This window comes from Geobacillus sp. CCR, assembly GCF_052906625.1.
The window spans coordinates 23,913-36,061 of record NZ_JBREBQ010000012.1 but is presented as its reverse complement, the minus strand read 5'-3'; the positions used below and the strand labels follow the sequence as shown (position 1 = coordinate 36,061).

Sequence of the window (12,149 nt, the reverse complement as noted above, 5' to 3'; positions counted from 1 at the left end):
AGTAAATGTTCCTCTCTACTCCCAGCACATGAACGTCACAGCCCACCGACGCTTGATTTTTCACAGAAAGGTCCATGGGCAATGGTTTGCCCTCCACCCGGGGATTGAAAATCACCGCTTGCCGGCGCAGGATTTTCACGGAAAGCCAAAAATAAAAACACTTGCCATCGGCAAGTGCCTTCTTTCACTTAATTCAGTTGCTCCATCTCGGCAAGCGGCAAATAATGCTTCCGCACAAACGCGATAAACTTCGCCGCATACACCGGATCAAACTGCGTTCCTGCGCAGCGCTCGATTTCCTCAAGCGCCTCTTCAAACGTTTTCGTCGGCTGGTACGGCCGCTCGGTTGTCATGGCGTCAAACGAATCGATAATACACAAAATGCGGGCCAGTTTCGGGATTTCTTCCCCTTTCAGCCCGTACGGATACCCTTTCCCATCATATCGTTCGTGGTGCAGCTCGACAAGCGGAAGCAAATCATCAAACCGCTTCTCCGCCGCCACAATCTCGCGTCCCCACGTTACGTGCTTTTTAATGATCTCCCATTCATGCTTCTCCAACTTTCCCCGCTTATTTAAAATATCGCGCGGCACTTCAATTTTGCCAATGTCATGGATGAGCGCCCCTAAAATGAGCGTCTGCCGTTCATGGTCGGTCAACTCATCAAGACGACTGCCAAACTCCAACGCATATTTAAACACCCGTTTGCTATGGCGGTATGTATAGACATCTTTGGAAAGAAAAAATTTCACTTGCTGCTCGAGCGCTTCCAAATCTTGCTTAAACTTAATCTCATCCAAACACATATTGTGCTTATCATACAGCTGCACGTTGTTTTTCCCTTGCGCCTTGGCGTAATACAGCGCTTGATCGGCGCGATGGATCAATTCCTCGCTTTCGTACATATCTTTTTCCATCTCGGCGATGCCGCACGAAAACGACAGGCAACGATACGGAATATGCTCGACGCCTTCAAAATATGTATCGTTCACTTCTTTGCGCAACCGGTTTAAAAACGCGTACGCGTCTTCTTTCGTCGTGTTGGGCATTAAAATGGCAAACTCTTCTCCGCCATAGCGGGCGACCGTGAAGTTCATCCCTTCGACTGCTTTTTGCAGTAGTTTCCCGAAAAAAGTCAACAAACGATCGCCTTGCAAATGGCCGTTTCGGTCATTGTATTTTTTAAAGTCGTCCAGATCGAGGAACGCCAATGTCAACGGCTGTTTAAGCAGTTTGCAGTCGGAAAACTGCTCCTTGAGCGTTTCTTTGAAAAAGCCATGGTTGTAAAGACCGGTGAGGTGGTCTTTGTTGGCGCGGTTGGAGACTAGTTGGTATAATTGCAAAAATTTTTTAAAGATAAAAGATAACAATGTCACTAAAATAATCAGTAAGAATAGCCCAAAGTATTTTGCTTCCCATAACAAAATAGCTAAAACTAATGAAAGTAATAGAGTAATAGAATAGCTGACACATGCCTCTTTTAAAATTCCTAGTTCTAGGGCCCCTTTAAAGATTTGACCCACGCAGAGAAAGAAAAGCAATATCAAAATAACATTAATCCCGAAATAAACCAGTAAACTAACTAAATAAGGCAGGAGATTGTAGTAATTTATCTTTCCAATTTCTCCGTGGAAAAACAAAAAGGAATAATAGGCACCTGATATCATCAAACAATACATTGAAAAATTAAATAAATGTCTCCAAAAAGACATTTTTCGTCTGTAAAACAGTTCCACAACACTATAAATAAACAAAACTTTCAGAGTAAAACTAATGCCATATAAAAATAAAATAGCAAGATAAATAGATGAGTCCATTGAGAAAGAATTAGCTTTAGGAGGTAAACTAATCGGAAAAAAATTCAACAAAATAATGGAACCAACTAACATATAAATTAAAACCCAATCCCAAAGGGATTGAGCAAAGAAATCAAGATTAATCCAAAAGCTGGACAAACCTAAAAATGAAATTATGATAATATAAATTTTTTCTGTTTCTTTAAAATTCAACGCCATATATAACCACTCTCATGTGAATAAAATTCGATTAATAAGACTAAAAAGAGACGCAATACATGAAATCATTTTCTTAATCAAGTGTTGAAAACATCTTGAATCAAATCTTGCAGAAAAGCCACAACTATTCAATCAGTCTAAATCCAGAAGTCAATGCCACAATCACCGAACCGAGGATGAACAAATTGATCAATACTTGTTTTGCTTTGAATTTCATGTCCTTTTCCCCCTTAAAAATTAGTTTATTGATTCGCAGGAGCGGCCGTTGTTTCTTTCTCAGCATCGTCTGCCCCATGGCGCGGTGCACTGAGCATCAGATGCTGGATGAACAAGAACGCCCCTACGTTCATCACAACGTCGCCGATGCTGATGACTTGTTGGCGCGGGTACGGCGGAGACAGCGGGATGATGTCGCCAAGAAACGGCAGAAGCGTATCCGATGTGATCGCCTGGTGCTTGCCGTACAGACCGGCTTTTAACGCTTCGATGTATTCGCGGCCGAGAAATTGGGCGGCTTCGATCGATACCGGCATCCGTCCGCCGTTTACGGCCATGACGATAAAGTTAAGCAAGACGCCGGCGAAGATGACCGGAAACCCCGGCTGATGGCGGTTGAGCCACAGAAATGCGAGTCCTGTGATATAGACGAGAAGAAAAATAACGTTGCTCATTTTGGCGATCCACTCGATGCGTTCTTGAAGGAAAAAGACGATAAACTGCACCGCCAACAAGAGCGGAAACAACCAACCGCCGCGCAATTTCATGTTGGCCAACCCTTTCAGGCTTCCGCCGCGAAACCAGCCGATCAACAACGACAAAATGATTCCATCGTAAACCATAATGCTGTCCCCTTGATAAACAGAATTTTCTCTTTTTTCTAAACTACTGTCCTCACTTCTATTTTTACCGTTTTTTTCATTCCATGTAAATAGTCCGTTCGTCCTAACTACAAACAAATTTTGATGAATATCGTTTCCTTCTTTTCGTTTTCGTCATTCTTTGAAACAAGAAACGACAAAAACAGCGTCATGTATATCCATTGAATAGTGAAAAAGAACCTACCCTCAATGGAATGATCCCCCGACTGCGCAAACACTTAGCGGCAGGAGATTCTTGGGCGCGCCTGCCCACAGCCAGCAAGCCATCCTCGTTCATCTCACCGTTCCGCTTCCAAGCTTATGTGGATTGGCTTCACGCGCAAGATAATAAACGGATGGTCCGTCGCAACAATGAATATCCCTCATTCCTTCTGCAAGACAAAGATATTTGATAAACCAACTAAATCCCCCCCAAGCAATAATAAAGATAGCCGTCGTTGATCCGTTCCGTGACGCGGCTGTTTCATGTTCCACTGCTTGACGCTTCCGACCTCACTATGTCCGGCATGGCATAACACACAGACGGCATATCCGTACAAGCTCACTTTATGCGGCACTCCTCTTTCCCTCCTAACGACATCGATTCTAGAAATGCGGCATGCGTTTTTCTCGTTGAAAGACAAAAAGCCCTTTTTTATTATTCCGTATTGCTTTTCGGAAGATTATTGTTATAATTGTTTATACAGTAATAATTTTATGGATAAAAACGTCCTTTTTGCCCATTATATGGAAAGGAGATGAAAAAGAAATGGACGCGGAAATGTTGGGAAGCAAGGATGACAAAACGTATACACGTCGGATTAGCCAAGTCGGGAATAGTTTGTCCGTTAGCATCCCGAAAGATTTAGCCACGATGCTAAACCTAAATAAAGGCGATGAAATCGAAATATATTACGACAAGGAACGAGGGGAAATCGTGATGAAACGCGCAAACCGAATTCCAAAAGAAGTCCGTCCTGAAGTCGTGATGGCGATGAACCGCGCGATCTCCAAATATGACGAAGCGCTGCGCAACTTGAAATATAGATAAAGGAGCAACCGGAGGAAAACATGGTTTATTATTTGACAGCGGAAGAAATCCTATTTATCCATTACACGGTCATGGAAATGTACGACGACGCAGAACAAGCGGGGATCCAATTCCCCGATAAATTCGCGTGGATGTTGGAAAGACCGAAAACGAAATTGTTCGGGGAGGAACAGTTCCCTTCGATTATTGAAAAGGCTTGCTGCTATTACCATTCCATCGCGACAGGTCATATTTTCCACAACGGCAATAAGCGGACGGCTTTAACCGTATTCGTCACGTTCCTTGATTTGAATGGATATGAGTTCACTATGACCAATAAAGAAGCGGAAGATTTCACGGTGTACCTTGTCGAGGATGCCAAGTTCCGGGGAAATGATTGCATCCAGCATCTTGCCCACGAATTAGAGAGTTACATCCGTCCCATCCAAAAACGAAAAGAATGAGGAAAAGAGTGAGGAAAAGAGCGGGCCAAAGCCGGGTCAAGTTCAATTATTGCGTGAAATTCCATCGCCAACCCAGTAAACTTGGATGACAGGACAACAACATCGTTTTTTGCTGCTTTGTTTTTACGCAACTGTGCGAACCTTGATCCAAAGACGCCTTTTCGCTATTCGCAGCTTTTCATACTTTTACCTTGCGGCAGGTATTGAGTATTGTCAAAAGTTTATCCTCCACACTCACGGTCTTCCCTTGAGTTTCAACGGTTGAACGAAAAAAGCTTTCTACCCCCGGTGTTTCGGCCATCATTGAGGCAACAACACCCAACAGCCAAAACAAAGAGCGGCCTGATCTTTTGTCCTCCAGAGCCCGTTGAAACGAAAGTTTGCCCATTGCATCCCCGCTTATTTTTTGGCTATCCTACAACCATGGAAGCGAAAGTCTTTCGTCGGAAAATGAAAAAACGGATTCCGATCATCGTCAGGAATCCGTTTGTCTTGAACGGATTATCTCTCCGTCCCGCAGCTGCCTCGGCAATGGTCCGCTGCATGGCATGACGCGCACGCCCCTTTGGCGCTTTTTTTCACGTGTCGGACCAGCGTCCAGCCGGCGTAGGCAAAAATCGCTCCGCCAATGATGATATTCGCCATCATCATATTCTCTCCTTTCATGGAAAACCTACTATCTTTCCAGCTTGGTAGACAAGAAGTGAAATCATATAAGCAACCGTTAAGGCGATGCCAATCGACAACAGCGTCCATTTCCACGATCCGGTTTCTTTGCGGATCGCCGCCACGGTTGCCAGACACGGAGTGTAAAGCAAAACGAACACCATAAAGCTGAACGCCGACAGCGGCGTAAACTGGGCAGCAATCACTTTCTTCAGCCCGCTTGCTTCATGAACGTGGTAAATAATATTCATCGTCGACACCACAACTTCTTTCGCCAAAAAACCGGTGATCAACGCGGCGCCTGCCTGCCAGGCGCCAAAGCCAAGCGGCGACAACAACGGTGCGATCAACCCGCCGATCGCAGCCAGCAAACTGTCATCCATTGGAACGCCAACCCCACGCGGCCCGACATACGTCAGCAGCCAAATGGCGACCGAACCGCCGAAAATAAAGGTTCCTGCTTTGCGGATGAATCCTTTCCCTTTTTCCCATGTGCTTCGCCATAGTGTGAGCGCCTGCGGCACGCGGTATGGCGGCAATTCAATGACAAACAGCGAATTTTCGTTTTTCAAGAGCGTCGATGAGAACAACTTGGCAAGCCCCAAAGCCACTACAATGCCAAGCACGTAAAGCGAAAACACGACAAGCGCCTGCTCGCGGGCGAAAAACGTGCCGGCAAACAAGGCGTACACCGGCAAGCGGGCGGAACATGACATGAACGGCAGCGCCAAGATCGTCATGAGCCGCTCTTTCGGCTGCTCAATCGTCCGCGCCGCCATCACTCCAGGAACGTTGCAGCCAAAGCCAATGATCATCGGGATAAACGCCTTGCCGTTTAACCCGATCGCTTCCATCATCCGGTCCATCACCATCGCCACGCGCGCCATATATCCGGAGTCTTCAAGCAAAGAAATGAAAAAGAACAAAATGAAAATTTGCGGCACAAACACCAACACCCCGCCGACCCCAGCAACAACGCCGTCCAAGACGAGCGCCTTGATAAACGGCGATGCCCCTGCCCAGTCGAGAAAACGGGACAACCCATCTGCCAGCGGACCGGAGAAAAACGCATCAAGCCGATCGGCAAGCGGCGTCCCCAGCCAGTTAAACGTCAGCATAAACACCACATACATCAGCGCCAAAAAAATCGGCAGCCCAACGTAGCGGTTCGTCACCACCGCATCGATTTTTTCCGTCCATGTCAACGGCTTATGTTTGAACTCAATGGCTGAAGCAGCGATCACCTCAGCGATCCAACGGTCGCGCGCCTCGTAAATATGCTTGGCGAGCGCGCCGCCAAGCGCCCGCTCCGTCTCCGCGCGAATCGCCGCGAGCGGCGAAAGGTCCATGCTATTATGCAAATACGCAGCCATGCGTTCATTTCCCTCAAGAAACTGCAGCGCCACCCACCGTTTGTCCCCTGGCACATCGTCCGGCAGCTGCTCGGCAATGCGCCTGATGGCGTCCTCCACCTCGGCGCCGTAATCGATCGCGATTGCCGGGTGCGGCTTATCTTTTGCCGCCAAAACGGCGTGAACCAATTCGTTCGTTCCTTTTCCGGTTCGGGCGATGACCGGGATAACAGGAACGCCAAGATACTTCGACAGTTTAGCGGCGTCCACTTTCACGCCTCGTTTTTCCGCCACATCAACCATGTTTAGCGCGATGACAACGGGACGGCCAAATTCCAGCAGCTGAACGGTCAAATGCAAATTGCGGCGCAACTGCGACGCGTCAACGATATTGACAATCGCTGAGCACGGCTCGGTCAATAAAAAATCGGTCGCCACTCCTTCATCGCGAGACAGCGGCTGAAGCGAATACACGCCGGGCAAGTCGACCACCGAAACCCCGTGCTGGCGGAGCACTCCGATTTTTTTCTCGACCGTCACCCCGCTCCAGTTGCCCACATATTCATAAGACCCAGTTAAGCAGTTAAACAATGACGTTTTGCCGGTGTTCGGATTGCCAAATAGAGCGACATACATTTATCTCACCTCAATCGACGCCGCCTCTTTGCGCCGCAAGCCGATTGCCTGCCCATCGACTTCGACCATCACCGGTCCGCCAAACGGCATCGCCGCTTTCAACCGCACCATTTTTCCTTCTTTCACCCCTAGATGAAGAAGACGCTGTTTCAGTGCCTCCTGCTCCATGGCCAGACGGACGACGACCGCTGTTTCCCCTTTATGCAAATCAGTCAGCACCATGATCATTTCCCCCTGTTTTTCTATCCGCTCTCCTGTGGTTCAATAATGATTCTTCTTCTCAATTTCAATCATACCATAAGCTAAGAAAAAAGGAGTGACATTTTTCACAATCATTCCTCATTGTCACCATTTCTTCAAAATTCGCCACCTCATCAGTTGAATTTTTTTGAAAAGTATATATAATTTTTTGTATATCTTTCCCATCTTTGCTCAAGGAGGAAGCTCAATGAACACACTAGGAAAAATCAGCAACTTTGTCGGCAACACCTTTGCCATCTGGGTGCTTCTGTTTGGAGCGCTCGCCTTTTTCGCTCCCAGCGCATTTACGTGGATCGCTCCGTATATCGTGCCGCTTCTAGGCATCGTGATGTTTGGCATGGGATTGACGCTGTCAGCGAACGATTTTAAAGAGGTGTTCAAGCGTCCGCTTGATGTGTTGATCGGCGTCGTTGCCCAGTTTCTGATCATGCCGCTTATCGCGTTTTTGCTCGCTTATTTCTTGCCGGTTTCGCGTGAAGTAGCGCTTGGCATTATTTTAGTCGGCTGCTGCCCGGGCGGAACGGCGTCCAACGTCATGACGTATTTGGCGAAAGGGGACACGGCGCTGTCGGTCGCCGTCACCTCGGTTTCGACGATTTTGGCGCCGATTTTGACGCCTTCGCTCATCTTGCTTTTAGCTGGAAAATGGCTGTCCGTATCCGCTGCCGCGTTGTTTTGGTCAATCGTCAAAGTCGTGCTGATTCCGATTGTTTTAGGGCTCATCGCCCAGGCGCTGTTCCAAAAGCAAGTCAAAGCGTGCATCCCGGCGCTGCCGCTCGTTTCGGTCATCGCCATCGTGGCCATTGTCGCCGCCGTCGTCGGACAAAACCAAGCGGCCATTGCCAAAAGCGGACTGCTTATTTTTCTTATTGTCGTTGTTCATAACGGATTGGGCTTGCTGCTTGGGTATTGGTTTGCCAAACTGTTTCGCCTGTCACCGCCAAAACAAAAGGCGATTTCCATTGAAGTGGGCATGCAAAACTCCGGGCTTGGTGCGGCCTTAGCGACCGCCCATTTTTCGCCGCTCGCCGCCGTTCCAAGCGCTATTTTCAGCGTCTGGCACAATATTTCCGGTCCGATTGTCGCAACATACTTCCGCAAACAAGCAGACCGCCACGCGGCGGACGAACAAACCATTTCCGCTTGATCTCTTTCACACTTTGTCTAGCAGCAAGGCAAAAAGCTGTCCCCGAAAGACGGTCGTTTATTTCGGGAGACAGCTTTTTTGCCATCACTCTTGTTTCTCCACTTCCAAGCGATTCAGATGCGCTTTGGAAACAAAAAAGCCGATATTCGCCTTCAACCTCATTTCACAACGCCCCCTCAAACGGAAACACCATCCTTCCCGCTAGTTCCGGGAAATCAATGAACGGATTGCGGTTGCCTTGGATGAAGAAAATCGCGCTGTTGCGATGATGCTCATACACTGTCGGCGGAAATTGTTCGTGCCAACGGACAAGGAGCGGAATATCGATTTTGCGCCGAAACGACTTTGCGATCGCCTTCGGGTAGCGAAGCAGAAAGTACAACATCGCCCTTGCCGCCGTCCCTTTGCCGTATTCCGGCTCGAAATAGCCGTTATGGACGACGCCGCAGCGGTTTTGGATTTGTTCGTCGGGATCTTCCGGATTGTAAAACGGGAAATCCGCGTACGGAAAATTCGACCGCATCGTATTGCACTCCGGCTGGCAGACGAACAAATGATGCAAATCGCCTTTCATCGGTTCACGCGCGCCAAACCACGACTGCGGAACGACATGTTCCGCATTGAATTTCCATTGCTGCTCGATCGTGTTCACCCGCTCGTGCACCTCGCCCGGCCCTTGTTTGGCTTTTTTCAGCAGCTGGCGGAATTCGTCATAACGCCGCTTCATCGTTTCCACATCTTGGACGATTAACGTTTTCGGATCTTTCCGCTCGCCCGAATACAAACTGCGCACCGTTCCGTCCGGCTGCAAGTCGACCCATGTGTACAAATACTCATCCTTGCTGAAAAAATACGGCAGCCGCCGCTTATGGGTGCGCGCCACCAGTTCATGATAGCGGACAAACAACATCAATCCGTCCCCTTCAAGCGGCAGACGGCGGTAATACCGTTCGCGCGCCCGCTCATCTTCTGCGGCCTGATAATACGCATCCTCCACCGCGAGCCGCTCATTCAGCTGCTCGAGCCGTTCTTTCGGATCTTCCTCCCGCCATTGGCCGAGCTCCTCAAGCCGCCGTTCCGCCTCTCCCATCAGCGTTCCCCTTCTCTTTTTTCTTTTAGTGTATCACGGAAGACGAAAGAGGACGACAACAGCGTTAATGCAAAAGAAACGATGTCGCGCCGAACAAAACGGCGGCGATGCCGGCGGCGATCAACGACGGAATCAGCTTCGTTCGCGCGTATTCCATCACCGGCAAATCCAAAATAGTGCAAAGCGTCACCGTATTGTCGCTAAGCGGCGACGCAAACGCCCCGAACGTCCCACTCGCAAACACCGCGCCGATGACCGGCAAAATGTTCGTTCCCGACTGGCTCGCGAGCGTCACACCAAGCGGCATCAACATCCCCCACGTCCCCCATGACGAGCCGATGAAATAGGAAATGACGGCGCCAAGCAAAAACAAAATCGGAGCGACGAAAAACGGCGGAATCCATTCTTTGACATGGCCCGTAATGTATTGCGAAAACCCTAAATCCTCCGCCACAGCCGACAGCGCCCAAATGAGCGCCAGCATTAAAATGACGGAAATCAGCTCATTGCCGCCTTTAACAAAATGAGTCAATAAATCGTTCAGCTTAAACTTTTGCCAAAGGAAAAAGGCCACTGTAATGATCACGGTAAACAACAGCGCCTCCAACATCGCACCGAGCGCATCGCTTTGCAAAAACGCCTGCCAAAACGTTCTTGCCCCCCGGCGGCCGTCCCACCAACTTAAAAACAACGTCAAGACAAGCACGATCGAAAGCGGAACGATCAAATTCCACGGCTTGACCGGCGTTTCTTTTTGGTAAGCGCGCGGGCATGTCTGCATCGCGTCTCCTTCTTCCCCTTGCGCTTCATTGGGCTCATTGTCAGCCGGCCGCTGTTCTTCCGCCATTTCGAGCGCCAACCGCTCGTTCCAGCTTCGAATCGGCGCCTCTTTCCGCTTTTCGCTTACTGCCGCTTGTTTTTTGCACGAATAGACAAAAAAACTGTAGTAGAGCCCAACCGCAATAATGGCATACGAGAAAAAGTTAAACGGAATGCTTCGGACGTACACGATGTACGGCTCCGCTCCGATGCCAGCCGTATCAAGCGCCTTATCGATGACCGACACCATATAGCCGACAAACGCGGTGGCAATTGGGATGAGCGCGACAACCGGGTTGGATGTCACCTCAATGGCAAAGCCGATTTGCTGGGACGACAGCCCAAGCCGTTTGCGCAGCGCCTTCATGATCGGCGCGACGGTGACGATGCGAAAATCGGGGTCGCTAAACGTCACCATCGTCGAAATCCACGTCAGCAGCATGGCGGTTTTGGCCGATTTCACTTTTTTGCTGACGAGATGGACGAATCCTTTGATTCCGCCGGTGTATTTGATCATGCTGACAAGACCGGCGAACACATACAAGAAAATGATAATGCGAATGTTGTTCGTCTGCATCAAGTTATCGACGACGTAATGAAGCATCGTCCGCAGCCCGCCAAGCAACGACGGCGTCATGAAATAGCTGCCGACCAACAGCCCGACAAACAGTCCAGGGATCACTTGCTTCGTCCAAATTGAAATCGGGATGACAACTAAAAATGGCAAGAGAGCTTTCCACGACGGTTCCATTGGCCATTCACTCCTTTCTTTAAAAAGTATGGCGATTGTTTCCCTTGTCTATGCAAACGGTCATTGATTTCCCCCAACAACAGGGAGACGAGTCCACACAAAAAGCGCGCCGCATGGTGGCACGCGCAAGCGAAACCGCTTTCCTGCCTAATAAAAAAATAAAAAGCTGCCAATTAGACAGCTTTCACTGCTTCTCTTCGGGACGGCAGCGCCAACAAGTGGAGCGTCACTTCCGGCTTCGAGCCGATTCGAATGTTCACCCCGGTTTGCCCAAGCCCTTCGTTGATATAAAACGGTTTCCCCTCCCATTCATGATAACCTTTGATCATGTTCCGCTCGGTGAGCGTTTTGCTCATTTTCGCCAAATGGTACGGCTTTGGCCAATGAATTTGCCCGCCGTGGAAATGGCCGGACAACAAGTAGTCAAAATGATAGTCTTTCATATGCGGCACGATGTCCGGATCGTGCGTCAACACGAGGTTGATGCCGTCTTTCACGCCGGCGTATGCCTTTTTGATGTCGCTGCGCCCCGTGTAAAAGTCATCGATGCCGATGATATTGACGGTTTGACCGTTGACGGTGATCGTTTTCGTCTCGTTTTGCAAGACGACGCAGCCGTGCGCCTCAAGCGTCGCTTTCAAGCGCGCAAACGGTTCGCCTTGAAGCACGTAATCGTGGTTGCCAAACACCGCATACATGCCGTACGTCGGTTTCAATGCATTCAGCGCGGCCAAATACGGACTGAGCTTGGCGATGCTTTCCTCACGGTCCAAAAAGTCGCCCGTCAACGCGATCAAATCGATCGCTTCCTCTTTCAGCTTTTCGTATAAATCGTCCGGGGTGATCGACAGTTTTTCAAGATGCAAATCCGATAGCTGCAAAATCCGAAGGGCTCCGTCTCCATCCTCTGAACGGCCGACTTGGACTTTATGCAAAACCGCTTCATACGTGTTGCGGTGGGCTTTGCGAATGGCCAAAGCAAGCAATAACAAGATTGCAAGAAAAACAAAAAAGAAAGTCATCGTCTTCTCTCCTCCCTCGATACCCATTATAGTGAAACG

The 12,149-nt window shown here is 49.0% G+C and carries 13 protein-coding genes; 3 read left to right on the top strand and 10 right to left on the bottom strand.

Features of this window, described 5'->3' with window-relative positions; translation table 11 throughout:
- Nucleotides 1-188: 188 nt before the first annotated feature.
- From ACVBDQ_RS08090 to ACVBDQ_RS08080, 3 genes are all read right to left on the bottom strand, one after another.
- The gene (locus ACVBDQ_RS08090; RefSeq protein ID WP_110107763.1) at nucleotides 189-2,015 is read right to left on the bottom strand and encodes a bifunctional diguanylate cyclase/phosphohydrolase; all 1,827 of its coding nucleotides are present in this window, start codon (nucleotides 2,013-2,015) and stop codon (nucleotides 189-191) included.
- 242 nt (nucleotides 2,016-2,257) lie between these two features.
- Nucleotides 2,258-2,854, bottom strand: coding sequence for a DUF5317 domain-containing protein (locus ACVBDQ_RS08085; RefSeq protein WP_015374932.1), 597 nt, complete (start codon nucleotides 2,852-2,854; stop codon nucleotides 2,258-2,260).
- A 401-nt stretch (nucleotides 2,855-3,255) separates the two neighbouring features.
- Nucleotides 3,256-3,450, bottom strand: coding sequence for a hypothetical protein (locus tag ACVBDQ_RS08080; RefSeq protein WP_023634432.1), 195 nt, complete (start codon nucleotides 3,448-3,450; stop codon nucleotides 3,256-3,258).
- 191 nt (nucleotides 3,451-3,641) lie between these two features.
- Here ACVBDQ_RS08080 and ACVBDQ_RS08075 point away from each other — a divergent pair, with 191 nt between their 5' ends.
- Both ACVBDQ_RS08075 and ACVBDQ_RS08070 read left to right on the top strand, forming a co-directional pair.
- Entirely contained in the window at nucleotides 3,642-3,923 is a 282-nt protein-coding gene (locus tag ACVBDQ_RS08075; RefSeq protein WP_013523845.1) for an AbrB/MazE/SpoVT family DNA-binding domain-containing protein, read from the top strand.
- A gap of 20 nt (nucleotides 3,924-3,943) precedes the next feature.
- A complete protein-coding gene (locus ACVBDQ_RS08070) occupies nucleotides 3,944-4,366 on the top strand; it encodes a type II toxin-antitoxin system death-on-curing family toxin (RefSeq protein ID WP_013145233.1) in 423 nt (140 codons plus the stop codon).
- A gap of 178 nt (nucleotides 4,367-4,544) precedes the next feature.
- On the opposite strand, the gene ACVBDQ_RS08065 is transcribed toward ACVBDQ_RS08070, so the two are convergent.
- From ACVBDQ_RS08065 to ACVBDQ_RS08050, 4 genes are all read right to left on the bottom strand, one after another.
- On the bottom strand, nucleotides 4,545-4,754 hold the full coding sequence (locus ACVBDQ_RS08065; RefSeq protein WP_021321482.1) for a hypothetical protein: 210 nt from the start codon (nucleotides 4,752-4,754) through the stop codon (nucleotides 4,545-4,547).
- A gap of 113 nt (nucleotides 4,755-4,867) precedes the next feature.
- A complete protein-coding gene (locus ACVBDQ_RS08060; RefSeq protein ID WP_075261408.1) occupies nucleotides 4,868-5,014 on the bottom strand; it encodes a FeoB-associated Cys-rich membrane protein in 147 nt (48 codons plus the stop codon).
- A gap of 14 nt (nucleotides 5,015-5,028) precedes the next feature.
- On the bottom strand, nucleotides 5,029-7,020 hold the full coding sequence (gene feoB / locus ACVBDQ_RS08055) for a ferrous iron transport protein B (RefSeq protein WP_446663165.1): 1,992 nt from the start codon (nucleotides 7,018-7,020) through the stop codon (nucleotides 5,029-5,031).
- Complete coding sequence (locus tag ACVBDQ_RS08050; protein ID WP_050367315.1) at nucleotides 7,021-7,242, bottom strand: FeoA family protein; 222 nt, start codon at nucleotides 7,240-7,242, stop codon at nucleotides 7,021-7,023.
- 226 nt (nucleotides 7,243-7,468) lie between these two features.
- Here ACVBDQ_RS08050 and ACVBDQ_RS08045 point away from each other — a divergent pair, with 226 nt between their 5' ends.
- Nucleotides 7,469-8,428 (top strand): bile acid:sodium symporter family protein, encoded by a 960-nt coding sequence (locus ACVBDQ_RS08045; RefSeq protein ID WP_446663164.1) that lies wholly within the window; start codon nucleotides 7,469-7,471, stop codon nucleotides 8,426-8,428.
- A 163-nt stretch (nucleotides 8,429-8,591) separates the two neighbouring features.
- Here ACVBDQ_RS08045 and ACVBDQ_RS08040 read toward each other — a convergent pair whose 3' ends face one another.
- From ACVBDQ_RS08040 to ACVBDQ_RS08030, 3 genes are all read right to left on the bottom strand, one after another.
- Nucleotides 8,592-9,518, bottom strand: coding sequence for an endonuclease I family protein (locus tag ACVBDQ_RS08040; protein ID WP_289666657.1), 927 nt, complete (start codon nucleotides 9,516-9,518; stop codon nucleotides 8,592-8,594).
- Nucleotides 9,519-9,582: 64 nt separating this feature from the next.
- Entirely contained in the window at nucleotides 9,583-11,088 is a 1,506-nt protein-coding gene (locus ACVBDQ_RS08035; protein ID WP_446663163.1) for a Na+/H+ antiporter NhaC family protein, read from the bottom strand.
- Between the two features lie 173 nt (nucleotides 11,089-11,261).
- Entirely contained in the window at nucleotides 11,262-12,110 is an 849-nt protein-coding gene (locus ACVBDQ_RS08030) for a metallophosphoesterase (RefSeq protein WP_014195957.1), read from the bottom strand.
- Between the last annotated feature and the right edge of the window lie 39 nt (nucleotides 12,111-12,149).